26 protein-coding genes are annotated in these 25,605 nt (G+C 59.3%); 15 read left to right on the top strand and 11 right to left on the bottom strand.

Annotated features, from left to right (window positions below; genetic code table 11):
• Positions 1-2 precede the first annotated feature (2 nt).
• The 4 genes from ACQZ40_RS06930 to ACQZ40_RS06915 form a co-directional block, all read right to left on the bottom strand.
• On the bottom strand, positions 3-1,019 hold the full coding sequence (locus ACQZ40_RS06930; protein WP_065656504.1) for a flagellar motor protein MotA: 1,017 nt from the start codon (positions 1,017-1,019) through the stop codon (positions 3-5).
• A 201-nt stretch (positions 1,020-1,220) separates the two neighbouring features.
• On the bottom strand, positions 1,221-2,021 hold the full coding sequence (locus tag ACQZ40_RS06925; RefSeq protein ID WP_003520360.1) for an inositol monophosphatase family protein: 801 nt from the start codon (positions 2,019-2,021) through the stop codon (positions 1,221-1,223).
• 164 nt (positions 2,022-2,185) lie between these two features.
• Entirely contained in the window at positions 2,186-3,286 is a 1,101-nt protein-coding gene (locus tag ACQZ40_RS06920; protein ID WP_035262893.1) for a tetratricopeptide repeat protein, read from the bottom strand.
• Between the two features lie 8 nt (positions 3,287-3,294).
• A complete protein-coding gene (locus tag ACQZ40_RS06915; protein WP_065656695.1) occupies positions 3,295-3,948 on the bottom strand; it encodes a thiamine phosphate synthase in 654 nt (217 codons plus the stop codon).
• A 104-nt stretch (positions 3,949-4,052) separates the two neighbouring features.
• Between ACQZ40_RS06915 and ACQZ40_RS06910 the strand changes: the two genes are divergently transcribed.
• The gene (locus ACQZ40_RS06910; protein WP_003520365.1) at positions 4,053-4,817 is read left to right on the top strand and encodes a sulfite exporter TauE/SafE family protein; all 765 of its coding nucleotides are present in this window, start codon (positions 4,053-4,055) and stop codon (positions 4,815-4,817) included.
• A gap of 103 nt (positions 4,818-4,920) precedes the next feature.
• On the opposite strand, the gene ACQZ40_RS06905 is transcribed toward ACQZ40_RS06910, so the two are convergent.
• Positions 4,921-5,097, bottom strand: coding sequence for a YdcH family protein (locus tag ACQZ40_RS06905; protein ID WP_003506164.1), 177 nt, complete (start codon positions 5,095-5,097; stop codon positions 4,921-4,923).
• 234 nt (positions 5,098-5,331) lie between these two features.
• On the opposite strand from ACQZ40_RS06905, the gene ACQZ40_RS06900 reads away from it, so the two are divergent.
• The 6 genes from ACQZ40_RS06900 (at position 5,332) to ACQZ40_RS06875 (ending at position 8,747) form a co-directional block, all read left to right on the top strand.
• Complete coding sequence (locus tag ACQZ40_RS06900; RefSeq protein ID WP_003497661.1) at positions 5,332-5,535, top strand: YdcH family protein; 204 nt, start codon at positions 5,332-5,334, stop codon at positions 5,533-5,535.
• A gap of 15 nt (positions 5,536-5,550) precedes the next feature.
• Positions 5,551-6,051, top strand: a complete 501-nt coding sequence (gene purE / locus ACQZ40_RS06895; RefSeq protein WP_065656506.1) for a 5-(carboxyamino)imidazole ribonucleotide mutase — start codon at positions 5,551-5,553, stop codon at positions 6,049-6,051.
• A gap of 11 nt (positions 6,052-6,062) precedes the next feature.
• Positions 6,063-7,139, top strand: coding sequence for a 5-(carboxyamino)imidazole ribonucleotide synthase (locus tag ACQZ40_RS06890; protein ID WP_448747637.1), 1,077 nt, complete (start codon positions 6,063-6,065; stop codon positions 7,137-7,139).
• Positions 7,140-7,286: 147 nt separating this feature from the next.
• On the top strand, positions 7,287-7,412 hold the full coding sequence (ykgO, locus tag ACQZ40_RS06885; RefSeq protein ID WP_003497670.1) for a type B 50S ribosomal protein L36: 126 nt from the start codon (positions 7,287-7,289) through the stop codon (positions 7,410-7,412).
• A 101-nt stretch (positions 7,413-7,513) separates the two neighbouring features.
• Positions 7,514-8,131 (top strand): hypothetical protein, encoded by a 618-nt coding sequence (locus ACQZ40_RS06880; protein ID WP_448747636.1) that lies wholly within the window; start codon positions 7,514-7,516, stop codon positions 8,129-8,131.
• A gap of 46 nt (positions 8,132-8,177) precedes the next feature.
• Positions 8,178-8,747 carry a hypothetical protein gene (locus ACQZ40_RS06875; protein ID WP_448747635.1) on the top strand — a complete coding sequence of 190 codons (570 nt, stop codon included), beginning with the start codon at positions 8,178-8,180 and terminating at the stop codon, positions 8,745-8,747.
• A gap of 42 nt (positions 8,748-8,789) precedes the next feature.
• Here the strand turns inward: ACQZ40_RS06875 and ACQZ40_RS06870 are convergent, their stop codons facing one another.
• From ACQZ40_RS06870 to ACQZ40_RS06860, 3 genes are all read right to left on the bottom strand, one after another.
• On the bottom strand, positions 8,790-9,047 hold the full coding sequence (locus tag ACQZ40_RS06870) for a DUF2312 domain-containing protein (RefSeq protein WP_026364047.1): 258 nt from the start codon (positions 9,045-9,047) through the stop codon (positions 8,790-8,792).
• A 147-nt stretch (positions 9,048-9,194) separates the two neighbouring features.
• The gene (locus tag ACQZ40_RS06865; protein ID WP_080857481.1) at positions 9,195-9,500 is read right to left on the bottom strand and encodes a DUF1244 domain-containing protein; all 306 of its coding nucleotides are present in this window, start codon (positions 9,498-9,500) and stop codon (positions 9,195-9,197) included.
• A 15-nt stretch (positions 9,501-9,515) separates the two neighbouring features.
• Positions 9,516-10,304, bottom strand: a complete 789-nt coding sequence (locus tag ACQZ40_RS06860) for an N-formylglutamate amidohydrolase (RefSeq protein WP_020012241.1) — start codon at positions 10,302-10,304, stop codon at positions 9,516-9,518.
• A gap of 291 nt (positions 10,305-10,595) precedes the next feature.
• Between ACQZ40_RS06860 and ACQZ40_RS06855 the strand changes: the two genes are divergently transcribed.
• Both ACQZ40_RS06855 and pyk read left to right on the top strand, forming a co-directional pair.
• On the top strand, positions 10,596-10,982 hold the full coding sequence (locus ACQZ40_RS06855; RefSeq protein WP_020012242.1) for a DUF1036 domain-containing protein: 387 nt from the start codon (positions 10,596-10,598) through the stop codon (positions 10,980-10,982).
• Positions 10,982-12,421, top strand: a complete 1,440-nt coding sequence (pyk, locus tag ACQZ40_RS06850; protein ID WP_174040057.1) for a pyruvate kinase — start codon at positions 10,982-10,984, stop codon at positions 12,419-12,421. Before ACQZ40_RS06855 ends, pyk begins: the two co-directional genes overlap by 1 nt.
• 84 nt (positions 12,422-12,505) lie before the next feature.
• On the opposite strand, the gene ACQZ40_RS06845 is transcribed toward pyk, so the two are convergent.
• Together ACQZ40_RS06845 and ACQZ40_RS06840 are read right to left on the bottom strand one after the other, a co-directional pair.
• Positions 12,506-14,410, bottom strand: a complete 1,905-nt coding sequence (locus ACQZ40_RS06845; RefSeq protein ID WP_174040058.1) for a DUF882 domain-containing protein — start codon at positions 14,408-14,410, stop codon at positions 12,506-12,508.
• Positions 14,411-14,585: 175 nt separating this feature from the next.
• On the bottom strand, positions 14,586-16,133 hold the full coding sequence (locus ACQZ40_RS06840) for a sigma-54-dependent transcriptional regulator (RefSeq protein ID WP_448747634.1): 1,548 nt from the start codon (positions 16,131-16,133) through the stop codon (positions 14,586-14,588).
• A gap of 169 nt (positions 16,134-16,302) precedes the next feature.
• Between ACQZ40_RS06840 and ACQZ40_RS06835 the strand changes: the two genes are divergently transcribed.
• Together ACQZ40_RS06835 and ACQZ40_RS06830 are read left to right on the top strand one after the other, a co-directional pair.
• On the top strand, positions 16,303-18,153 hold the full coding sequence (locus tag ACQZ40_RS06835) for a M3 family oligoendopeptidase (protein WP_448747633.1): 1,851 nt from the start codon (positions 16,303-16,305) through the stop codon (positions 18,151-18,153).
• A gap of 98 nt (positions 18,154-18,251) precedes the next feature.
• Entirely contained in the window at positions 18,252-18,887 is a 636-nt protein-coding gene (locus ACQZ40_RS06830) for an aminotransferase class IV family protein (protein WP_174045607.1), read from the top strand.
• On the opposite strand, the gene ACQZ40_RS06825 is transcribed toward ACQZ40_RS06830, so the two are convergent.
• Positions 18,884-19,792 carry a GGDEF domain-containing protein gene (locus tag ACQZ40_RS06825; RefSeq protein ID WP_433822271.1) on the bottom strand — a complete coding sequence of 303 codons (909 nt, stop codon included), beginning with the start codon at positions 19,790-19,792 and terminating at the stop codon, positions 18,884-18,886. The genes ACQZ40_RS06830 and ACQZ40_RS06825 overlap by 4 nt on opposite strands.
• A gap of 258 nt (positions 19,793-20,050) precedes the next feature.
• Here ACQZ40_RS06825 and ACQZ40_RS06820 point away from each other — a divergent pair, with 258 nt between their 5' ends.
• From ACQZ40_RS06820 to hemH, 4 genes are all read left to right on the top strand, one after another.
• Complete coding sequence (locus tag ACQZ40_RS06820; protein WP_448747632.1) at positions 20,051-21,496, top strand: homospermidine synthase; 1,446 nt, start codon at positions 20,051-20,053, stop codon at positions 21,494-21,496.
• A gap of 149 nt (positions 21,497-21,645) precedes the next feature.
• A complete protein-coding gene (omp10, locus tag ACQZ40_RS06815; protein ID WP_003506132.1) occupies positions 21,646-22,020 on the top strand; it encodes an outer membrane lipoprotein Omp10 in 375 nt (124 codons plus the stop codon).
• Between the two features lie 214 nt (positions 22,021-22,234).
• Positions 22,235-24,175 carry a 5'-nucleotidase C-terminal domain-containing protein gene (locus ACQZ40_RS06810; protein WP_448747631.1) on the top strand — a complete coding sequence of 647 codons (1,941 nt, stop codon included), beginning with the start codon at positions 22,235-22,237 and terminating at the stop codon, positions 24,173-24,175.
• Between the two features lie 354 nt (positions 24,176-24,529).
• Complete coding sequence (gene hemH / locus ACQZ40_RS06805) at positions 24,530-25,564, top strand: ferrochelatase (protein WP_448747630.1); 1,035 nt, start codon at positions 24,530-24,532, stop codon at positions 25,562-25,564.
• Positions 25,565-25,605: the final 41 nt, after the last annotated feature.

Genomic DNA, 25,605 nt, shown 5'->3' with positions numbered 1-25,605 from the left:
GGCTACTCGCTCCCGTTATCGTGCCGGGTGCGTCCGGAAGATTTCGTGTCGCTGTCGATCCGCGCCGACAGCCGGTCGAGCGTGCGGCGGAGCGATTTCGATTCTTCCTGCTGCGCTTCGATCCAGTCACGCAACATCTGCTGTTCGCTGCGCATGTTCTTGACGAGCCCCTGAATGCCTTCGGCAAGGCTGGTCATGGCCGCAAGCGAACGCTCGGTGCTGACCACGGCGCCGGGTTCGCCCTTGAACTCCCTCGGCCCTTCCGTCGTATCCGTCACCGAGGAAAGCCAGTTTTCGAGCTGTGTATAAAAACGGTTCTGGGCGCGGCCGGCCTGAAGATCGAGGAAGCCGAGAATCAGCGACCCCGAAAGACCGAGCAGCGACGAGGAAAACGCCGTTCCCATGCCCGCCAGCGGCGCGGTCAGGCCGGCCTTGAGGGAGCCGAGAATATCGTTGCTGTCGCCGGCGCTTGGATCGAGCGACTGGATGACATTGCTGATGGCGCCAATGGTGCCGATCAGGCCCCAGAAGGTTCCGAGCAGGCCGAGAAACACCAGCAGGCCGACGAGATAACGCGATGTGTCACGCGTCTCGTCAAGGCGCGTCGCGATGGAATCGAGGATCGTCCGCTGCGTAACGGCAGAAAGCCGGACTTCGCCACGCTTGCCGATCAGTGTGCTCATCGGCGCAAGCAGCTTGGGCGCACGGCCGACCTTTTCGACGCTGCCGGCAGCGCGAAAGGCATTGAACCAGCGCACTTCGGAACGCAGGCTCATCGTCTGTGTAAACACCAGAATGATGCCTATGGCCAACACGCCGAGAATGAAGCCGTTGAGCCCCGGATTGGTCATGAAGGCGGTGTGGGCCTGCCGGTAAAGAATGGCCGCCAGAAAGCCCACGAGGACCAGAAACAGAACCATCGTCCAGAGAAACGGTGTCGGGCTGGACAGCTTGTGGCTGTATTGCCGTGTGGTCACCGGTTTCTCGACGCCAAGATCGAGCAGCTCCGAATCCGCCATAACGTTCGCATTCCCTTTGGTCAGCTATCCAGCGGAAGCTATTTGAAAATTGCGACGATTTGAAGCGAAAAGCCGGTCTTTCGTCACAGGCGTTTCACGAAAACAGCCTGGAACCGGATGACGGAAAACAAAAACGCCCGGCGAATATTCGCCGGGCGTCTAAAACTTGCGGAAAACGGCAGGTTTTCCGCCGAAAACCAATCAGCGGCCCGGAATGGGACGGTTGGCGACCTCAACGAGCGCCTTGTGGATATATTCGTTGCCGGCAGCGACGGAGCTGCTGCCGAAGATATCCGTGCCGCCCTTGATGTCGGAGGCGAAACCGCCGGCTTCACGAATCAGCACGAGGCCTGCCGCCATATCCCACGGCGAAAGATCGGCTTCCCAGTAACCATCTAGACGGCCAGCGGCAACGTAGGCGAGATCGAGCGACGCCGCACCCATGCGGCGGATGCCGGCTGCCTCCCCCATGACGTGGCGAAGTTCGACCAGGAACTTGCCGTGATTGCCGCGGCCAAGATGCGGCACGCCGCAACCGATGACGCAATCGGTCAGCGCCTTGCGCGCAGCGACGCGGATGCGGCGATCGTTGAGGAACGCGCCGCCACCGCGCTCGGCAGTGTAGAGTTCGTCGGTGGCCGGATTGAAGATCACGCCGGCGACGACTTCACCGTTACGCTCGAGCGCAATGGAAACCGCGAAATGCGGAATGCCGTGCAGGAAGTTGGTGGTGCCATCCAGCGGATCGACGATCCAGCGATGTGCGCCGTCCGTGCCCTTTTCCTCGCCGCCTTCTTCACCCAGGAAGTCGTAGGTCGGGCGGGCCTTCATCAGCTCGTCGCGCACGATCTTCTCGGCTTTCAGGTCCGCCTGCGAGACGAAATCGCTCGGTCCCTTGACCGAGACCTGAAGGTTCTGCACTTCACCGAAGTCACGCGACAAAGACTTACCCGCCTTGATGGCGGCCTGAACCATGACATTGAGAAGGGCTGAACGGGCCATCGATGTTGTTTCCTGGAAAGCTTGCGAACCGCCCGGAAGCTCACCGGGCAGGCACGTCATTATTTTCTTGAATTGAAAGTTTGCGGTTCAAGACCACAAAACGCGCGGAAATTCAAGGCAAAAAGCCCACGGGTCAACGCCAGCGCAGAAAGGCTACCCTTCCATCACGTCGGGCGGAAACGATTTGCGGCCTCAATCGCCTTCTTCTGCTGCTCGTCGGTGATGCCGAGATAAAAGTCCTCGAGAGACGGATCCTTCAGCCCGGCGCGGCGGGAAAGCACATACCATTTGGCCGCTTCGACCGGATCGGGCCGGGTGCCGAGCGCCTGAATGTAAAGATGCGCCACTTTGTTCTGCGCCACGACATTGCCGCGCTGTGCCGCACCATAGAGCCAGCGGAAGCCCTCATCCAGATTGCGCTCACCGCCGAAACCATTGACCAGCCAGATGCCGAGATCGACCTGCGCAGTATCGTAGCCCGCCTTCGCGGCCCGTGTCAGCCAGTCCCGCGCCTTTGCCTTCTTCTCGGCCGGCACATCCTTGAGCGACCAGTAAATCTGCGACACCGCATATTGCGCATCGGCAATGCCCTGTTCAGCGGATTTCTCATAGAACGGCAAAGCCATCAGCAGACCCTTGGCGCCGGGATTTTCCGAAACCAATATCTGGCCCCAGTTGAACTGGGCAGAGGCGTTGCCAGCTTCCGCCGCACGGCGCATGAAATCGTCGGCCTTCGCCTTGTCGCGGGTGACGAATTTGCCTTCCATCAGGATCAGCGCGAATTTGAACATGGCGACGGGATCGCCACCCTGAGCCGCCTGCTGGTACCAGAAAGCGGCGGTCTTCTCGTCACGGGCGATGCCCAGACCACGCGACATCATTTCCGCCACCAGCGTCTGGGCGGCTGCGTCACCGTTCTGCGCGCGGTTCAGCGCCTTGTCGAGCGCCTGCACATATTCGCCGCGCTGGAAATGCCCGTAAGCTTCGTCCACCCGGCCCTTGAATTCCTTTTCAGGCGGCAGCGCCGGCAATTCCGCGCCCATGCGCTGATAGACATTCACGCCTGCCGACGGCTGCAAGTCCTTCTGCTCTTCGGATTGCACCCGGCCCTGACGGGTCGGCTGAGCCTCATTTTCCAGCTGGCGGGACAGCGCATTGCTTTCGCTCTGCGGCCCGGACTGGGCAAAAGCGACACCCGCCGGCGCGCCGAAAGCGAGCGCCAACAGCGAAACGGAAAGGCAGAGGTGAACCGAGCGCATGATCATCGCCTGTATCAACCGTCAAACCGTGGCGCTTTTTCGTCAAGCAGGGCGTTGATTTCAGAAACGGCCTGGGCGGCGCCGGTGGCGTTATCGAAAACGCCGCTGCGCATCGCCACGAACTCCACACCGGTTTCGGCCACGGCCACCACAGAGGACACATCGGTACCACCCATGACGATGGCCGGGATTTCGATCATCGAGGCCCACCACTCGCCGAGCGCCAGGTTTTTGGGGTGCGCTTCCGGCTTGATGTCGCCTTCGAGCTTGCCGAAAAACACATAATCCGGATTGGCCTCGCCCTGCTCCAGCGCCTTGTGACGGTCATCCGCATTGCCGCCGCCGACGATGAGCTTCGGCGTGAATTTTTCCACTGCCTCGGCAAGCGCCTCGCCATTGCCAACCACATGCAGGCCATCCGCCTTCACGCGACCGGCAACGCGGCTGTCGCCGGCGATGAGCGCTGCCGCACCTGCCTTCTGGACAAGCGGCACGATCAGTTCGGCGCGTTTCTGGAAAGCGGCGTCATCCAGACCATATTGCGGAATGATGACGGAAGCGACATCGCCGCCCCGCAATGCATCTTCCACCTCTGTCGCCTGCTTTTGCGCGTCGTCCGATTGCGGAACGATCAGGACAAGGCGGCAACGATCTTCAACTAGGGTCATCGGTTCGTCCATTTCAGACAGAAGACGCTTACCGCGCAATCTGCACTCGTTTTCATATGACAAATCCGATAAACCGGACCGGCGAAAGGATCAACTGTCCATCCATGCTCACCGATTTTCATTTTTATCTCGTCGCCATCCCCGCAGTCGTGCTCGTCGGCCTTTCCAAGGGCGGGCTGGGCGGTGCTCTGGCCCTTATGGGCGTGCCGCTGATGGCGCTTGCCGTATCGCCCGTGCAGGCGGCGGCCATCTTCCTGCCGATCCTGATCGTCATGGATATCGTGGCGCTTTTTGCCTGGCGGCACTACAACCACCGGGAAACGCTCCTCATCATGCTGCCGGGCGCAATCGCCGGTATCGCGCTCGGCTGGGCGACCTCGAGCCTCATTTCCGCGGACGCCATGCGTCTCGTCGTCGCCTCTGTCACGATCCTGTTCGTACTGCGTTACTTCTATGAGAGCTTCAAAAGCCGCAAAGGCCAGGAAATTCCGGCCAAGCCACAAAGACCCGCTGCTGCAACCCTCTGGTCCAGCCTGTCGGGTTATGCGAGTTTCGTGGCGCACGCGGGCGGTCCGCCCTTCCAAATCTATGTTCTGCCGCTGAAGCTCGATCCAAAGACCTATACCGGCATGAGCGTGCGTTTCTTCGCCATCATGAATGCGATCAAGCTCATTCCCTATTTCGCGCTCGGCGCACTGGACGCCACCAACCTCAAGACATCGGCAAGCCTGCTGCCGGTGGCGATGCTGGCGACGCTTGCCGGCGCCAGGGTGGTGAAATATCTGAAACCGGCCGTGTTTTACCCACTCATGTATGCCATGGCGCTGATTGCGGCGCTTAAACTGCTGTGGGACGGGCTGCCGTTCTAAATCCGACAATAAAAAAGCTCTGGCAGCAGGTTTTCGCCGCCAGAGCTCGAAAGGCTCAGACCGTCGACCCCTCATTCATCGAGGGCCGACGGTCTGGCATAAATCAATGTCTTGTCGAGGCCTTGAGCCTCTGCAGTTCATCCTTCAGGCGCAGTTTTCGACGTTTAAGGTCCGCGATCTCTCTATCGTCAGACGACGGGGAAGCAAGAATACTTTCGAGCTCCTCCTCCAGAGCACCGTGTTTCTTTTCGAGCGATGCAATATGAGCCTGAATGGTCATGCGGCACGTCCTTCCTTTTTGAACCTACCTCCAGCTCTCCATCGCTGGAGTTTCAGGTTTACGACGGCAATGTGACACGGATCGCGCCGCTTGTCGAAGGCGAAATGAAGGCAATAAGTGGGCAATTTGGTCGCAAGGGATAACTTCCCGTTACCGCGATTTGATGATAGAGGCTCGTGAACGATCACAGACGCGCCGGAGCCGATCCGGCTGGCATAAAATGGGGATGACGAGATGCCCGATCAGGACCAGGCGGACATCAGGCTCACGCTGGCGCGGCTGCGCCAGGAGCATGAGGATTATGACGCGGCGATCAACGCGATGATCCAGACCAGCTGCGATGCGCTGAGAATACAGCGCATGAAAAAGAAGAAGCTGGCCGTCAAGGACAAGATGACCCAGCTCGAAGACCAGGTCATTCCCGATATCATCGCCTGAGCCCGGAGACATTACGTGACAGCAGAAACGCCCCCCGTCGCCATCATCATGGGCAGCCAGTCCGACTGGGAGACCATGAAGAACGCCGCCGATACGCTGGATGCGCTTGACATCGAATACGAAGCCCGCATCATTTCCGCCCACCGCACCCCGGACCGGCTTTATGACTTCGCCAATAGCGCGAAGGACGAAGGCTTCAAGGTCATCATCGCCGGTGCGGGCGGTGCTGCCCACCTGCCGGGCATGACGGCCTCGATGACGCCGCTTCCGGTCTTCGGCGTTCCGGTGCAGTCCAAGACCATGTCCGGTCAGGACAGCCTCTATTCCATCGTGCAGATGCCCGCCGGCATTCCGGTTGGCACGCTCGCCATCGGCAAGGCAGGCGCGATCAATGCGGCCCTTCTTGCCGCCGCGGTTCTGGCGCTGAGCGACGACGACCTCGCCGACCGGCTGGATGCCTGGCGTGCGCGCCAGTCGGCGGCTGTCGCGGAATATCCAATGGACAGCACCCAGTGACGACAAAAGTGATGGCAAAGACGACCAACCTGACCATCGGCATCATCGGTGGCGGGCAGCTCGGGCGTATGCTGGCGATGGCCGCAGCCCGCCTCAACCACCGTACCATCGTACTCGAACCGCAGGCCGATTGTCCGGCTGCGCAGGCCTGCAACGAGCAGATCGTGGCGGAATATGACGACGAAAACGCGCTTGCGGAACTCGCAAGCCGTTGCGATGTCGTGACCTACGAATTCGAGAACGTGCCTGTTGCGGCCGCCGAAAAGCTCAGCCTCTCCGTTCCCGTCTATCCGCCTCCGAAAGCGCTCAGCGCCTCGCAGGACCGGTTGACGGAAAAGCGCTTCCTCAATGGCTGCGGTATCCCGACTGCTGATTTCCGTGCTGTGGACAGCCAGGAAGAGCTGGAGGCCGCATTGGCCGCCTTCGGTGGCAAGGGCGTTCTGAAAACCCGTCGCATGGGTTATGACGGCAAGGGCCAGCGTCTTTTCCGCGGTGGGGAAGACCTCGCAGGCGCTTTTGCGGCGCTCGGCGGCGTGCCGCTGATTCTCGAGAGCTTCATCTCCTTCGAGCGGGAAATTTCGATCATCGCCGCCCGTTTCCTGGATGGAACCGTTACCTGCTATGATCCGGCCGAGAACGTTCATCTGAACGGCATTCTACACACGTCCAGCGTTCCGGCCGCACTTTCCGACGCCGCGAGGGAAGTTGCCGTGCAATCGGCGGAAAAGCTTCTGGCTGCGCTGGATTATGTCGGTGTCACCGGCATCGAATTCTTCGTCCTGCCGGATGGTTCGCTGGTCGCCAATGAAATGGCGCCGCGCGTTCACAATACCGGCCACTGGACGGAGGCGGCCTGCGTAATCTCGCAATTCGAACAGCATATCCGGGCCGTATCGGGCCTTACTCCCGGCAGCACGGATCGCCATTCGGATTGCGTCATGACCAACCTCATCGGCGACGACATCGACGATGTACCGGCATGGCTGTCGAAAAAAGACTGTCTCGTGCATCTCTACGGCAAGACGGAAGCACGGCCGGGCCGCAAGATGGGCCATGTGACCGAGCTTTTGCGCACAGGAAAAGCCTAGTCTTTTAAGGCAAAGACACGGGCAAGTGTTGACAGGCAGGGCTCAAACGGGTATCTGCCTGCCAACCGAAAAGAGCGCGCCCCGTTGCGCGCTTTTGATTGTTTGAATAAGCACGGCAGAAACCGTGCAAAACTGCGGACCAGTAAAATGAAGATCAAGAATTCGCTTAAAGCGCTTAAGGCCCGTCATCGCGATAACCGCCTGGTTCGCCGCAAGGGCCGCGTCTACATCATCAACAAGCAGAACCCGCGCTTCAAGGCTCGTCAGGGCTGATTGACTGCGACTGCGGTTCGCGATCAAGCTCGCGGATCACTTTGTTGACAGAGCAGAAGTTTGCATTTGATATTGGGCGCAGTCGGGTTAAGCTTTAACCCATGCGCCCAAATCGTTTTTGCACGGCTATCATCCTCGCCCAGGGCTTCCTGTTTTCAAGCCTCCCGCTTTCGGGAATGGCTGCCATTGCCCACGCGGCAGACGGGCAACCGCCTGCTGTCGCGGACTCACCTTCACCCGCCAAGACGATCGACACGCTTTTCGCATCGCTGAAAAAAGAACGGAATGCGGTCAAGGCGCGCAGCATCGCCAACCAGATCGCCTCCGAATGGAATGATTCCGGCAGCGCAACGGTCAACCTGCTGATGCAATGGGCGGGCGAAGCCGCAGACGAAAAGCGCAACGCCGCCGCTTACGATTTTCTCGACCAGGTCATTCTGCTCGATCCGGACTATGTGCAGGCGCCCTATCGCCGCGCCATGGTGCATTTTGCCGATGGCGACACCCGCAAGGCGATGGCGGATATTAACCTGACACTGGAAAGGGAGCCGCGCTATTTCCCGGCGCTGGCAAGCCTCGCCAATATCCTCGAAGCCTCGGGCCGCGACGAGCTGGCGCTGAAGGCGTGGGAACGTTATCTGGCGCTCTACCCCGCCGACAACGACGCCCGCAAGGAGGCCGTCGACCTTTCGGAAAAGCTGGCCGGCACGCGCGGCTGAATTCGATACCACTGATTTTATTTATTGGACTTAGCAGGGCTTTATTTTGGCAGAGCAGAATGAATTTAAAGCAGCCGAAAGTCTTTTAAACTCCATCGGAGACAATCCGAGTTTCGATATAAGCGAGTTCATAGATCGAATTTCCGTGACTGAGGATTGGGGGAAACTCATCGTCGCCCATATCTATCTGGATCACATCGTCACTGAAGTTTTGAACACGCATCTCGATCATCCCGCCTCATATTTCAACGGCCACAGATCGTTCGCTGAGAAGCTCAGCCTATGTCAGGCGCTGGGATATTTTCGTGATGAATTCGGCAATGTTCTAAGGGCCGTCAATAACTTACGGAATAGGTTTGCGCACAAACTGGTATTCCACGTTTCGGACGAAGAGAAGCGCAATTTGTTTCGTACTCTCACGACGGAACGCGCCACATCCGAAGTGACCCGGTCAGGCGGTTTCGAGGAGTTTCTGTTTACAGTCGTTATGTTTGCAGAGATTTCGCGATCCGCGGAAAAGCGCCAAGCCGAATTGTCAAAAGAGCACAAATTCGTAAGTGAAAAAATCCTGGAGCTTCTTATCGCCAACAAGGACGTGTTGGAAAATAAGATTTAGCCGCAGGGCGCACCCGGAAGTCGCCCCACAGCTAGCTGTTGATCATTCCATGCCGAGCGCAGCCATATACGTCTGAAGAATGGTTTCTTCCTCGATACGCTCGTTGGCGTCCTTTTTGCGCAAGCGGATAATGGTGCGGATCGCTTTGGTATCGTAACCACGGCCTTTGGCCTCACCGATGACATCCTTGATATCGCCCTGAATGGCAGCCTTTTCTTCCTCCAGACGTTCAATCCGTTCAATAATCTGGCGCAGTTCTGCGGCGGCGACGGTTTCGGTGGTGCTGGTATCGTCCATCATGTCATCCTTCATTGGCGGCCCGCATGCGAGCCTTGTTCATTATTTCCGGGCGAAGCTTTCGCCGGTCGCCGCCGACGGGCAGCAGAATTCCGGCCTGTGAACTGCCCACTGAAAGGCGTCGCGTCAAGTCGTTTCCGTCGATCGGGGTTATTCCCTGGGCCTGTTCTGCTCAAAGGCGGCTTTCTGGGCATCACTCGCCTCCGCCTGATATTTTTCCTTCCAGTCCTCATAGGGCATGCCGTAGACGATTTCCCGGGACTCTTCCTTGCTGAGGGGAACGCCGGCCTCCTCGGCCGCTTCCCGGTACCAGTTGGAAAGGCAGTTGCGGCAAAAGCCCGCGAGATTCATCAGGTCGATGTTCTGCACGTCGTGACGTTCGCGAAGGTGCTGCACGAGACGGCGAAATGCCGCCGCCTCGAATTCGACCTGCCGATTGTCGTTCTCAGTCGTCATGGCAAAACTCCAGGCTCAATAGGGGCCGGTGCGGGAGGCGAACAGCTGATATTCATGCAGGACGGGATCGTCGTTCATTGCGGCGAAAATGGGAGCGAGCCGGTCCGACCATTCGGCGATCCCCTCTTCATTCGCGATCAGATCCTGCCGAACCTCGAGAAGCGCATGCGGTATGCCCTTCATCATGCAATGGCGATACATGGTATCGCCCTTGAGCGCTCCGTCATAGGGTTCGTTGTCACCGACGAGGATGTCGCCCGTGGCCCGCAGATGCGCCAGAAGCGGATCGACCGCACGATGATCCGTATCCCACAGAACCGCCGCATGCCACGGCCGCGGCGTTTCCTTCCAGAACGGCGTGTAGGAATGCAGCGACAGAACCAGCGGCGCTTCTTCCGAGGCCTCGGCCACGCCGGTCAGCACACGATCCACGGCATTGTGATAGGGCCGGTGAAAAATCTCGATCCGCCTTTGCCATTCCTCGTCCGAAATCGGATGATTGCCAGGGATGATCGCCCCGTCGGAAATCTTCATGATGAGAGTGGGATCATCCTCGCCGCGATTCGGATCGATGAGCAGCCGGGAAAACCGCCCGAGCACCGCCGGCACGCCAAGGCGTGCGGCAAGTGAGCGCGTCAGCCCCTCTATACCGATATCAAATGCGATATGGCGATGAAAAGCGGTTTGCGGAAGGCCAAGTTTGCCGTAGTGTGCCGGCAGGAGGTTCATGGCATGGTCCGCCAGAAGAACCATGCCTTTGTCATAATCGCCTTCTATGATTTCATAGGGTATGAAGTCGTTCATCGATGATTTTCTGGGGCAGGATTGAGGAGAGAAGCTTGATGGCATGGCTTGAGGCCGGGCGCAAGTTGCGGCGAAAGAACAGCCATCTACCTTATCGCACTCACGATCCCACGAACAATATAATCGATTAAAATCGCGTTGACTTTCTTGGGCGGCCACGCCAAGAAGTGTGTTCATTATAACCATGGAATCCGGATGGAAGCCGTGACTCAGTCATCTCTCGCTCTTCCTCGCCACTTTCGGCATATCGCCCGTCTTTTTTCCGCAGCGGCATTGTTTCTGACCCCGTTCATGATCGCGGCGCCCGCGCATGCGGATTTTCGCGTGTGCAACAGCACGCAGAACCTCGTGGGGGTCGCAATCGGCTACAGGGCACAGGAGGGCTGGGTCAGCGAAGGCTGGTGGCAGGTCCCCTCCTCGACCTGCGCGACGCTGATCGAGGGTGAGCTGCAGTCACGTTATTATTATCTCTATGCCGAAGATGCCGCCCATGGCGGCCGCTGGACCGGTGACGTCAACATGTGCGTGGCGGAAAACGAGTTCAAGATCAACGGCGTGGACGATTGTTTTGCCCGCAGCTTCCAGAGAATGGGTTTCAAGGAATATGACACGGGCAGACAGGGCAGCTGGATGGTCCAGCTCTCCGATACGCCAGGCACACAGGGAAATCAAAACTGATGAAGCGTAACCGCAAAGTCAAAATTCTTGCAACTCTCGGCCCAGCCTCTTCCGAAGAGGCGATGATCGAGAAGCTGCATCTTGCTGGCGCAGATCTTTTCCGGATCAACATGAGCCATGCGAGCCACGACGTGATGCGGACGCTCATTCAGCGTATCCGTTCTGTCGAGAGCCGTACCGGCCGCCCCATCGGCATTCTGGCCGACCTGCAGGGTCCCAAGCTGCGCGTCGGAAAATTCGCCGAAAGCAAGGTCGAACTCGTTCCGGGCCAGAGCTTCACGCTGGACAATAACGACACGCCTGGTGACAACACCCGCGTTTTCCTTCCCCATCCGGAAATTCTCGAGGCGGTCAAGCCGGGCCATCGCCTGCTGATCGACGACGGCAAGCTGCATCTGCGCGCTGAAAAGAGCGACGGGAAGAGCATCGTCACCACCGTCATTTCCGGTACACGCATTTCCGACCGCAAGGGCATCAGCCTGCCCGATACGCTGCTCGGCGTCGGCGTTCTGACCGACAAGGACCGTGTCGATCTCGACGCCGTTCTCGCCACCGGCGAAGTCGACTGGGTAGCGCTTTCCTTCGTCCAGCGTCCGGAAGACCTTGCGGAAGTTCGCAAGATCGCACGCGGCCGCGTCGGCCTGATGTCCAAGATCGAAAAGCCGCAGGCTGTCGAGCGCATCGAAGAAATCATCGAGCTTTCCGACGCGCTGATGGTCGCCCGTGGCGATCTCGGCGTCGAAATGCCGCTGGAAGCCGTTCCGGGCATCCAGAAGCAGCTGACCCGCGCCTGCCGCCGCGCCGGCAAGCCGGTCGTGGTCGCCACGCAGATGCTGGAATCGATGATCACTGCGCCTGTGCCGACCCGCGCCGAAGTCTCCGACGTCGCCACCGCCGTCTTCGAAGGCGCAGACGCCATCATGCTTTCTGCTGAATCTGCCTCCGGCGACTACCCGGTCGAAGCGGTTTCCACCATGGCCTCCATTGCCAGCACGGTGGAGCAGGACCCCTATTATTCCAATATCATCTATGCGCAGCGCGCCCAGCCGGAACCGACCGGCGCCGACGCCATTTCGCTTGCCGCGCGCCAGATCGCCGAAACCCTGAAGCTTGCGGCAATCGTCACCTATACGTCCTCGGGCACGACCGGCCTGCGCGCCGCGCGCGAACGGCCGCAGGTTCCGATCATCGCGCTGTCGCCGATCATCCAGACCGCACGCCGCCTGTCGGTCGTCTGGGGCCTGCACTGCGTCGTCACGGGCGATGCCAGCGACCTCGATGACATGGTGAACCGCGCTTGTCGCATCGTGGTTTCCGAAGGTTTCGGCAAGCCGGGCGATCGTATCATCATCTCCGCAGGCGTACCGCTCGGCACCCCCGGCGCGACCAATATGGTCCGCATCGCCTATATCGGCTCTGATGGCCAGAGCGGCGTCTAAAGCTTCAATATCCCGCATAAAAAACCCGCCGGTAACGGCGGGTTTTTTGTTGGCCTCTCGGCCGTCTTACTTATGAAAACAGGCTCAGTGCATCTTCACCGGCGTGCTGAAGCGGCTGGATTCGATGGCCACTGCACCAGGCTTGAAGCTCGCCGAGGTGGCGGAAGCCGACATGTCGTTGCTGAGCATGCGGTTGGCGACAACACGCGGCGCCTTTACCGAGCGTCCAGTCGTACCCTTGTTCTGGTTGAGCGCCCAATCCGAAATCAGATCCTGCGTCAGGCGTCCACCGCCCACCATGGCCTGCTGGGAAACGGCGGCATCCTGCCTGCTCGGGCGCGAACCCTTTGTCGGCATGCCGGCGCTGAGGCCGCCATTGATGGCAGGTTTCAGGTCGAAAGCATCACCGAAGCCAGCCTGCGGTTCGGCCTTGGCCGTTTCGGCGGGTGCGACGGTAACCTTATGGTTGACGGCGGCCGGGAATGGCGCGGCTGTCGGCATGGCAGCCGACTGGACCTGCGACCGGGCGGCCTGACCGCTCTGTTCAAGAGCCGCAACAACCGTCGGTGAAAGCGTATCCTCCTGCGCCTCGGCGAGATCGTCCTCACCTTCTGGATCGGCATTGGCCGCCGCCAGCAGGGCTTCCGCCACGGCCGGACGATTGGCAGGAACCGGAACAGAAGCGAGTTCGCCGGTCGCAGCCGGTGTCGCACCATCTGCGGACGCCGTCAGGATCGATCCTTCCGCATCACCTTTCATGCCACGGGGCCCAAGAAGTGTGGGCACCGGCACGGATACTTCAGCCAGATCGGCAAATTGCTGGCGCTCGGCCGGCGCGGAAGCCGGAGTCGGCGTGGTCGCTGCCTGCAGGGCATCCTGTGCGGCATTGCGGGCCGGCGAATAAAGCGCAGTCGCAAGGCCGGTATTGGCCGGCGGCTGGTTACCGAAGGCAGGTCGAGCCGTTGGCAGCGGCGCATCGTTCACGCCGGGAAGCGCCTGTGCCGAAGCAACTGCAATGGTGGGTTCAGGCTCGGGAGCCGCCTGCTGCGGAGCCGCCGGACGGGCGACGGCCGGGCGTTCTGCGGGCTCCGGCGCTGCGATGCTATCGGGATCTTCATCCTCGTCACCGCCGCCAAAGAGGGCCTGCAGCAACGTCTTGCGCTTGCCGCCGCCAGATGAGGCAGGGCCGGCACCGGCACTGGAAGCAACCTGAATGGAGGAGGAGCTGACGCGCTTCTTGTAATCGGCGAGCGCCTGCTCATAACCGGGAAGCGGCTTGCCGTCGGAAGGAAGATGCAGCGTATTGCCGTTCGGGAAGATGCGGACGAGTTCCTGGCGGCTCATGCGCGGCCAGGCGCGAACGCCGCCGACATCCATGTGCACGAAGGGAGAGCCCGACGTCGGATAGAAACCGACGCCACCGATCTGCATCTGCATGCCGATTTCACGAAGACGGGCAAGCTTCACACCGGGGATATAAAAATCCATGGCCTTGCCGAGCATATGCTGGCTTTTTTCCGCGACACCCTTGGTGCGTGTGCGCAGCAAACCGTTGGTTTCCGGCGAGCGGAAAGCCGAAACGACGTTGATATAGTCGGTCGCGCCGCTGCGGCGATAAACTTCCCAGACGAGATCGAAAAGGCGCGGGTCCATGCGTGTCGGCTGGTTGCGCCGCCAGTCGCGCAGGAAGCGGTTCAGCTCCTGCAGACCTTTCTGGTCATATTTTCCATTGCGCTTGAAGGTGATGACCGCCTTCTCGCGTGTATGGATATAATACAGTTTGAGGCTTCGCGTCTCGGCGGCGGCTTCCGTCGCCGAAACACCTACGAAAGGCATTGCGGCGAGCATCAGGCAGGCAAAGGTGACAGCGCGCGCCGACAGCTTCGTGCATATATCCTTGATCAAGCCGCGCGCGATCTTTGTCGAAAGCGCGTTATTCCGATGCAGATATGGCAATTCGATCCCCGCCTGGAAGACAATTTCTGTCACATTGCCTCAAATGAACGTCAAATACGGTGACACGATGGCAAAATTGCCACACACATACAACCTTCCTCTACATAGTGAATCAGCCACTAACAAGAGGTTTATAGACGGTAAGCGGATATCCTTGCTCAGAAGTTAACGAATTTACGATCTGCCCTCGAATACGGGGGTTGTGCGCTCAGGCTGCATCTCGAAGGGGATCGTCGGGATCGATGCCATAATCTTTCAGCTTTCGGTAAAGAGTCGAACGGCCGATACCAAGCTTTCTGGCGACCTGACTCATCTGCCCGCGATAGAAGCGCAGGGCGAAACGGATGAGCTCCTCCTCGATCTCGGCCAGTTTGCGGATATTGCCCGATTCATCCATGCTGGAGATCAGGTTTCCACCCCGGTAGATGGTGGTGGAAATATCCGACGGCTCCTCGATGACAGCGTGGTTTTCAGCGACCGGTGGCGGGGCCGGTGAATAGGCCGCAAGTTTCAGAGACGCTCCCGATGGTGTGCGGATGACATCGTCCGCATCGTCACCGGTCGAAAATTCCGGCAGCTGAAGCGCGATCTGCGGAAAATCGGAATCCGACAGTTCCTCGCCCTGTGAGAGTACGACCGCACGGAAGACGGCGTTTTCGAGCTGGCGGATATTGCCCGGCCAGTCATAGGCCGTCAGCAGCGCCAGCGCGCTGGCATTGAGGCCGACGGGATTTGGCAATTTCTGTTCCGCCGAAAAGCGCTCGGCAAAAACCCGCGCCAGATGGGGAATATCTTCCTTGCGGCGGCGCAGCGCCGGAATGGTGATCGGGAAGACATTGAGGCGATAATAAAGGTCTTCGCGGAAGCGGCCTTCCTTCACCTCTTCGATAAGGTTCTTGTTGGTGGCGGAGATCAGCCGCACATTCACCTTCTGCACCCGTGCGGAGCCGACGGTTTCGATTTCACCCTGCTGGACGGCGCGGAGCAGCTTCACCTGCACGTCCAGCGGCAGATCGCCGATTTCATCGAGGAACACCGTGCCGCCATCCGCCTCCATGAATTTGCCGACATGTTTTTCCGTCGCGCCTGTGAAGGCTCCCTTTTCGTGGCCGAAGAGGATGCTTTCCACGAGATTATGGGGAATGGCGCCGCAATTGACGGTGATGAACGGCTTGCTCGCCCTGTCTCCGGCCGACTGGATGGCGCGGGCGACCATTTCCTTGCCCACACCGGATTCGCCTTCCAGCACCACGGGGATGCTGGACTGGGCGGCGCGCTGCGCGAGTTCAATGACCCTCAGCATTGCGGGGCTTGCGGAAACGATATCGGTAAAATTCACTGCATTGCTCCGTCCGCGCCGGCCCGTGCGGGCCTTTGCCTCTCTCCTGTCGAGCTTGAGCGCATTGGAGATGGCGGCGCCGATCCTTTCCGGCGAAACCGGCTTGACGACAAAATCGAAAGCGCCGGCGCGCATGGCCTGCACGACGGTATCGATGCCGCCCTGCCCCGTCTGGACAATGACGGGAACATCGGTGCCGAGTTCGCCGATAGCTTTGAGAAAGGTAAGCCCGTCCATTTCAGGCATCATGAGGTCGAGGACGATGACATTGATCTCGCCGCTATATTGCTTGAGCAATTCCAGCCCCGCCTTGCCGTTTTCGGCGAGCAAGGCGAGATGCCCATAACGTTCCACCGCATTTTTGAGCAGGCGGCGCTGGACGGGATCATCGTCTATCACGAGAACATGCGCGGTCATTTTTAGCTCCGGTTTCCGGTTTATGGACCTGCTTCATGCGGTCCCTTATTCCGCACTCTGGCATGGGAGACTTGAACATCCAGTTTTGAGAATTGCTTGCATTTTATCCATTGCCGCGGGAAACAAGGTCCCCATATGCTTCGCACGCATAATCAGAAGGACACGTTCGATGACCCTCAACCGCCCTACCCCGCAACCCGTCTTCTCCCTTGCCGAAACCACCGGTCCGGCGCTTGGCGACCTGCCCGGCTGGAAGCTCTCGGACCTCTATCCGTCGGGCGATTCGCCGGAATACAATGGCGATCTCGACAAGGCGGCGTCGATGGCGGCGGCTTTCGAGAAGAAATGGAAGGGCAAGCTTGAAGCTGCCGCGAAGGCGACGGGCGAAAACGGCATCGGCGCCGCGCTCAAGGAATATGAAGCGCTGGACGATCTCATCGGCCGCATCGGCTCCTTTGCCGGGCTCACCTATTTTTCCGATACGTCGAACCCGGCAAACGGCAAGCTTTACGGCGATGCCCAGGCGAAGCTGACGGATATTTCCTCCCACCTCCTGTTCTTCACCCTTGAGCTCAACCGCATCGATGACGCCACGATGGACGCCTGCATGGCGAATGATGCCGTAGCGGGTCACTACCGCCCTTGGCTGGTGGATTTGCGCAAGGACAAACCGCACCAGCTCGACGACCAGCTGGAACAGCTTTTCCTCGAAAAATCGATGACCAGCGCGGCGGCCTTCAACCGCCTGTTCGACGAGACGATGGCCGATCTGCGTTTCGACATAGACGGCGCGAGCCTGCCGCTGGAAGTGACGCTCAACATGCTGCAGGAGCCGGAGCCGGAAACCCGAAAGAAGGCGGCTCAGGCGCTGAGCGCCACCTTCAAGGACAATCTGCGCGTCTTCACGCTCATCACCAACACGCTTGCCAAGGACAAGGATATTTCCGACCGCTGGCGCAAATTCGAGGATATTGCCGATAGCCGCCATCTCGCCAACCGCGTCGAGCGCGAGGTGGTCGATGCCTTGGCGGCGGCGGTCAAGAAGGCCTATCCGCGCCTCTCGCATCGTTATTACGCCATGAAGGCGAAATGGCTCGGCATGGAGCAGATGAATTATTGGGACCGTAACGCGCCGCTTCCCGATACATCGAACACGATCATTCCCTGGGATGATGCAAAGGACACCGTGCTTTCCGCCTATGGCAATTTCGCCCCCGAGATGGCCGATATTGCCCGCCGTTTCTTCGATGAAGAGTGGATCGACGCCCCCGCCCGCCCCGGCAAGGCGCCGGGCGCCTTCGCGCATCCGACCGTGCCCTCGGCCCATCCTTACGTTCTCGTCAACTATCTCGGCAAGCCGCGCGACGTGATGACGCTCGCCCATGAGCTTGGCCATGGCGTGCACCAGGTGCTTGCCGGCGAACAGGGCGCCCTGATGTGCGCAACGCCGCTGACGCTCGCCGAAACCGCCTCCGTCTTCGGTGAAATGCTGACCTTCCGCAAGCTGCTCGACGACACCAGGGACGTCAGCGAGCGTAAGGCCATGCTCGCCCGCAAGGTCGAGGACATGATCAATACGGTCGTGCGCCAGATCGCCTTCTATGAATTCGAGCGCAAGCTGCACACCGCCCGCAAAGAGGGCGAGCTGACCTCCGAACAGATCGGTGAATTGTGGCTTTCCGTTCAGGCCGAAAGCCTCGGCCCGGCAATCCGGATTTCCGAGGGCTACGAGACATGGTGGACCTACATCCCCCATTTCATCCACTCGCCCTTCTATGTTTATGCCTATGCCTTCGGCGATTGCCTGGTGAACTCGCTTTATGCGGTTTACCAGAAGGCCGAGACGGGCTTTCAGGAGAAATATTTCGAGCTTCTGAAGGCAGGCGGCACCAAGCACCATTCGGAGCTTCTGAAACCCTTCGGCCTCGATGCGACCGATCCCTCTTTCTGGGACAAGGGGCTTTCGATGATCGAGGGGCTGATCGACGAGCTGGAAGCGCTGGATAACAAACAGGCTTAATCTCTTCCGCCGGCAGGGCTATCCTATTTCGGACAAGCTTTGCCGGTTGATATTGCCGGCGGAGACACCGGCAACAATTCGGGCGACGAGCACAGGCAATGAAACGCAAACCCGCCGATCTGACCTTGAGGGAAACCCTGCGCTGGGAGCCGCAGACCGGCTTTCAGCGCATCGACCAGCATATACGCCGATTGCTGCGCTCCGCCGATGCGCTCGGTTTTCGCGCGCCGGTCAATGCGGTTCAAGCGCTGGAAAAGAAGGTGGGCGGCGAAAAGCCGCTCTGCGTCAGGCTGGTCATGAACTACAAGGGCGAACTCGACGTCGAAACCGCCGACTTCCAGCCCTTGCGGCAGGATGCCGTCTGGCGGGTCCGCATCGCCCGGCAGACCACGCTTGACTCCACCGATACCTTCTATCGCCACAAGTCCTCACGCCGCGAGCCCTATGATGCCGCCCGGGCCGAATTTTCAGCCGGGGAGGCCGACGAGGTGCTGCTGCTCAACGAGCGCGGTGAGTTGTGCGAGGGATCATCGACCAGCATTTTCGTCGAAATGCCGGATGGGCAATTGCTGACGCCGCCGCTCGACAGCGGCATTCTGCCGGGTGTGCTGCGCGCTGATCTGATCCGCGAACGCAGGGCGCGCGGACAGGCGCTGAAACCGGAAGACATTGCCGGCCGGAAACTCTTCGTCGGCAATTCGCTGCATGGGTTGATTGCGGCGGAACTCGTTTAAACAGTCACCGACAGAAGCCGGTCGCGGCCTTTTTCCTTGGCCGCATAAAGAGCCTGATCCGCCCGCATGAAAACATCGTCGGCGCTTTCGGGCGCGCGATAGACCGTCAGCCCGGCTGAACAGCTATAGGAAAAATCCGGGAATTCGGCGAGGGGCCTCGAAAGGCGCACCTTCTGCAGCAGCCGTTCGACGATCTCCCGGCCCTCGGCCACCGTGCTGCGCGGCAGGATGAGCATGAATTCCTCACCGCCGATCCTGCCGAAACAATCCACCCGCCGGATGACGGAATGGGCGATGCCGACGAAATCGCGAAGCACCGCGTCCCCGCATTTATGACCGAAACGGTCGTTGATCTGCTTGAAGAAATCGATATCGAGCGTGCACAGGCAAAAAGGCGTTTCCAGCCCCTTGGCAACCCGCTCCACCTGCAAAGCCAGCTTGGCGAAGACGAAACGGCGGTTTGCCGTTCCCGTCAATTCATCCGTCTGCGAGGCGCGGACTGCCAGATCCCGATCCTGCCGCAGCGTTCTGTAACCCTGGCGCAATTCGGTGACGTCGCTTGCAACGCACAGCATCCAGCCATCCTGCTGCACCGTTTCCGTCATCCAGAACCAGCGGCCGTCATGCATATCCATCTCAAAGGCGCGGTAAGGCAGCTTGCCGCGCCGGGACTGGGCCGACAGCAGCCATCCCTCGAAATCATTGTTGCGGACGACGACACCGGTGCGCAGCCGATGGTTCAGCCGCATGATATCCGCCCAGGTGGGGAAATCGCCGGCGGCGAGCTGAAAGCTTTCCCGAAACGACGGATTGGCATGGCGCAACCGGTCCTCGGAATCGTAAAGCGCAATAAGAACGGGGGTGGCACTCTGAAGCGCTGCGACACGCTCGATAAGATTATTCAACAGGCAACTCTCCCGTGATGGCGAAAATTCCCCCGTCGTCATCCGGCCAAAGCCCCCAAGCCTTTGGACATAGAGAGGAAAAGAAGAACTTAATTATAAACGCACTATCTAAAATGCGAAGAGGCAGAATGCGGTGGAAAGGGTGCGCGCGACCGTCTTGCCGTTGCCATCGTCATATGTCCGTCATCCACCTGCCCTTTATTGTGGCACGCTTTTATGATCTAGCTTACTTATTGGCTAAAAAAGGAAAATTGACGAATGACGGATAAAAACCACCCGATTTACGGCGATATTGACGGCCCCATCATCATGATCGGCTTCGGCTCCATCGGGCGCGGCACTCTTCCGTTGATCGAACGTCATTTCAATTTCGACATGACCCGGCTCGTCGTCATCGACCCGCGCGAAGACATCGCCGCCTTTCTGGCCGAGAGGAAAATCCGCCATATCCAGACGCATCTGACCAAGGAAAACTACCGCGAGATTCTCAAGCCGCTCCTCAAGGGCGTTCAGGGCCAGGGCTTCTGCGTCAATCTTTCGGTCGATGCCGCCTCCGTCGATCTGATGCGGATTTGTCGCAAGCATGGCATGCTTTACATCGACACGGTCGTCGAACCCTGGCCCGGTTTTTATTTCGACGCCGATGCCGATAATGCGGCCAGAACCAATTATTCGCTGCGCGAAACCATGTTGAAGGAGAGGGCGCGCAAGCCGGGCGGCACGACGGCGGTTTCCACATGCGGCGCCAATCCGGGCATGGTGTCCTGGTTCGTGAAACAGGCACTCGTCAATCTCGCCAAAGATACCGGCCTCGACATCGAGGAGCCGCAGCCGCATGACCGCGATGGCTGGGCAAAGCTGATGAAGCGGCTTGGCGTCAAGGGCGTTCACGTGGCCGAACGCGACACCCAGCGGGCGAAGGAACCGAAGCCCTTCGGTGCTTTCTGGAACACATGGTCGGTCGAAGGTTTTATCGCGGAAGGTTTTCAGCCGGCCGAACTCGGCTGGGGAACGCATGAAAACTGGATGCCGAAAAACGCAAAAAAGCAGAAAAAGGGAAGCAAGGCGGCGATCTATCTCGATCAGCCCGGCGCCAATACGCGGGTGCGGACATGGTGTCCGGGCCTTGGGCCGCAATACGGATTTCTCGTCACGCATAACGAAGCGATTTCGATTTCCGACTATTTCACCGTCCGCAACGATGATGGCAACGTGACCTATCGGCCAACCTGCCATTATGCCTACCATCCCTGCAATGACGCCATTCTTTCCCTGCATGAGCTTTTCGGCAATGGCGGCACGCCCCAGCCGATCCAGCATGTGCTCGGCGAAGACGAGCTTGTCGACGGCGCCGATGAACTCGGCGTTCTTCTTTATGGCCATGACAGGAATGCCTATTGGTATGGCTCGCGGTTGAGCCTGCAGGAAGCACGCTCACTCGCCCCCAACCAGAATGCGACCGGATTGCAGGTCAGCTCCGCTGTGCTCGCGGGCATGGTCTGGGCGATTGAGAACCCGCAGGCCGGCATCGTCGAGGCGGATGAAATGGATTACCGCCGTTGCCTTGAGGTGCAGCGCCCCTATCTCGGGCCCGTCGAGGGACATTATACCGACTGGAAGCCGACCGATGGCCGCCCCGGCCTGTTTCCCGACAATATCGATACGTCCGATCCCTGGCAGTTTCGCAACATCCTCGTGCGCTGACGGGAGGGAGTCTCATATTTGTCACGCCGGGGCTTTCCTGCACGACATCAGGAACCGGGGAGAGCGAACAACGTTGCCTTGAAATAAGCAACGCTTCGCGGCATGGTCGAAGCACAGAAGGTTTCATCGAATCGCAGGAGAACAGGCCCATGAACTTCAAGACAAGCGCTGCTTTGCTTTCAGCCGCCATCGCGGTGTCTTCATGCGTCGCGCCGGGTCCCTCCCAGCAGACCTCGATGGCGCCTTCGCTTTCCCGCGGCCCGGCCGTCGACGGCCGCTGGATCGACCGCAACGGCATCGTATCGACATTCCAGAACGGCGCCTTCTCCACCCGTTCGACCGATACCAACACGCTTCTGGCCTCCGGCACCTATGTCACGATCTCGCCGACGCTTTACGAAATCAACATGACCTCGCTGGTGCGCAACACGCAGTCGCGCGTCAACTGCGCCCTCGTCTCCCCGTCACAATTGAACTGCACGACGGACACGAACAGCCAGTTCTCGCTGACGCGCCAGGGCTGATAACGTCACCTTTTCAAAGAGATGATCTTCTGGAACGCACGCCTCAGGCGTGCGTTTTCGTTTATTGTGCGCCTGTCATAATTTCGCTTGCGGCGATTGCCGCTAAATGGAAACATCGCGCTTTGAAAGACTGACATGATTTCAGATTAGAAAATGAGCACGGCCGGAGGATGATCGACCCCCGGGCTTCCGCTTTGAACAGGAGAGAGGGACCATGAAGAAAATTTTGGGACTGGGCATGCTGAGCGTTTCGGCGATAACGCTTTCGGCCGGAGCGGCTCTGGCCGATTATGAGCTCAACATTCTTCACATCAACGATTTTCACTCCCGTATCGAATCGATCAACAAGTTCGACTCGACCTGCTCGGCTGAAGAAGAAGGCAAAAACGAATGCTTCGGCGGCGCCGCCCGTCTTCTGACTGCAATCAATCAGACCCGTGATGCCCTGAAGGCTCAAGGCAAGAATGTCCTCCTGCTCAATGCCGGCGACAATTTCCAGGGATCGCTGTTCTACACCACCTACAAGGGCACGGTGGAAGCGGAAGTGCTGAACGCCATGAAGTTCGACGCCATGACCGTCGGCAACCATGAGTTCGATGACAGCGAGGACGGGCTTGCCGGCTTCCTAGACAAGGTGCAGTTCCCCGTCGTGACCGCCAATGTGGTGGCCACCACCGCCTCGAAAATCGGCGATCGCGTCAAGCCGTCCATCGTGCTCGAAGTCGGCGGACAGAAAATCGGTATTGTCGGCGCGGTCGCGAACGACACGGCGGAACTGGCAACGCCCGGTCCCAATATCACCATCGCCGAAGATGTCGCGAAAATCAGCGAGCAGGTGCAGAAGCTGAAGCAGGACGGCGTCGACAAGATCATCGCGCTGACCCATGTCGGCTATCCGCGCGATCTCGAATTCATCGCCAAAATCCCTGACGTCGACGTCGTGGTCGGCGGCCACACACATACGCTGCTTTCCAACACCGACCAGAAGGCCGAAGGCCCCTATCCCACCCTCGTCGACAATCCCGGCGGCTATAAGGTTCCGGTCGTCCAAGCCGGACAGTACAGCAAATATCTGGGCGACCTCAAAGTGGTCTTCGATGACAGTGGCGTGGTCAAGGAAAGCAAGGGCGATCCAATCCTCATCGACTCCTCCTTCAAGCCCGATGAAGCCACGCTGAAGCGCATCGATGAGCTGAAGGCGCCGATCGAGGCTCTGAAGTCGAAGGTCGTCGGCTCCTCGGAAGGCCCGATCGAGGGAGACCGCAAGGTTTGCCGCGTGAAGGAATGCTCCATGGGCAATCTGGTGGCGGATGCAACGCTTGCGCGCGTCAAGGATCAGGGCGTGACCATCGCTTTCGCCAATAGCGGCGGCCTGCGCTCCTCCATCGATGCCGGCGATGTCTCCATGGGCGAAGTGCTGACGGTTCTGCCGTTCCAGAACACCGTCGCAACCTTCCAGCTGAAGGGCGAGGATATTCGCGCCGCCCTCGAAAACGGCGTCAGCCAGATCGATGACGGCGCTGGTCGTTTCATGCAGGTCTCCGGCCTGAAATATTCCTTCGACCGCTCGAAGCCGGCCGGCGGCAGGGTCGTTTCGGTCGACGTCAAGGAAGGCGACGCTTTCGTGCCTCTCGATCCCGCCAAGACCTACATCGTCGCGGCCAATAATTACGTGCGTACCGGCGGCGACGGCTTCAAGGTCTTTGCGACCAAGGCCATCAACGCCTATGACTTCGGCCCCAACCTCGAGGAAGCCGTTGCGGCCTATATTACCGCCAACAGCCCCTATAAGCCCTACACGGATGGCCGTATCAGCGAAGTGACGCCTGCCGGTTATGTCGCGCCGGCAAAGCCTGCGGCACCTGCGCCGGCAGCAACCGCACCTGCGCCGGCCGCCACACCCGCTCCCGCAGCACCTGCCGCTACTGCACCTGCTGCCACGGCACCGGCCGCCACTGCCCCGGCCACGACGACGCCCGCAGCCGCCGCTGCAGCCGCCAGCAAATATGTCGTTGAAAAGGGCGACTCGCTCTGGAAGATCGCAGCCGAGAAATATGGCGACGGCGCTCTCTGGAGCAGGATTGCCAAGGCAAACACGCTGAAGCATCCGAACCACATCGAGATCGGCGAGGAGCTGGAGCTGCCGGCTCAATAAGCCGGACGGGAACAGACAGGGCAATTTGCCGCAGACAGGAAACCGGCCCTCGGAAATCGGGGCCGGTTTCTTATTTTCCTTTTAAAAACAAATCCTTACAGATCAAATTTTGGCAAAGGACATCCTGCAGCGCCCCCCGCCCCGGAAATAGCCTCCGCCGGTGGTTTAATCCTGAAAAATTTCGTCTAGAACACGTGAACAAATTGATAGCACGAGCGTATAGCTCGGGCATCGCCGGCCCAACCCCGTCGCGGTTTGCGTTCGGCGCGCATAAACAGAAGATGGAGCGTTTCCGCCCTTGTCCGAAACGGAACCGCTCCTCACGCAACCAGTCCGAGTTTCAGGGTGTCATTCATGGCGACAGAACTATCCGCACTCCCCGCAAACCATCCCCACACAGCATTTGGCAAGGTCGGCGTCCTGCTCGTCAACCTCGGCACGCCTGACGGTACGGACTATTGGCCGATGCGCCGTTATCTGGCGGAATTCCTGAGCGACAAGCGGGTAATCGAATGGTCGCGTCTCTACTGGTATCCGATCCTTTACGGCATTGTTCTCAACAAGCGCCCGCAGAAAGTCGGAAAGGCCTATGAGGAGATCTGGAACCGCGAGCGCAATGAAAGCTATCTGCGCACCTATACTCGCAGCCAGGGCGAGCTGCTGGCGGAAGCGCTGAAGGACCTGCCCAATGTCGCGGTCGACTGGGGCATGCGTTACGGCCAGCCCTCCATCGCCTCCAAGATCGACGCGCTGAAGGAACAGGGTTGCGAAAAAATCCTGCTTTTCCCGCTTTACCCGCAATATGCCGCATCGACCACGGCAACCGTGAACGACAAGGCTTTCGAGCATCTGATGAAGCTGCGCTGGCAGCCCGCCATCCGCACCGTACCGCCCTATCACGACGATGCGGCCTATATCGAAGCGCTCGCCACCTCCGTCAAAAACCATCTGGCGACGCTGGACTGGGAGCCGGAAATGCTGATCACCTCTTTCCACGGCATTCCGCAATCCTATTTCAAAAAGGGCGATCCCTATTATTGTCACTGCCAGAAAACCGCCCGGCTGCTGCGCGAGGCGCTGGGGCGGACAGAGAAAAATTTCATGATCACCTTCCAGTCGCGTTTCGGACCGGAAGAATGGTTGCAGCCCTATACCGACAAGACCGTGGAAAAGCTGGCCTCGGAAGGCATCAAGCGCATCGCCGTAATGAATCCCGGCTTTGTTTCGGATTGTCTTGAGACACTGGAAGAAATCGCCGGTGAAGCGGGCGAGATTTTCCTGCATAATGGCGGAGAGAAATTTACCCATATTCCCTGCCTGAACGACAGCGCCGAGGGCATGAATGTTCTCGAAAAGGTTGTGCGGCGGGAGTTGCAAGGATGGGTGTAATCTTGCCATAACCATGCCGGGGTAAAACCCGGACGGTTCCG

The organism is Agrobacterium sp. 16-172Ci (assembly GCF_053522725.1).
This window is presented reverse-complemented; position numbering and strand designations above follow the sequence as displayed.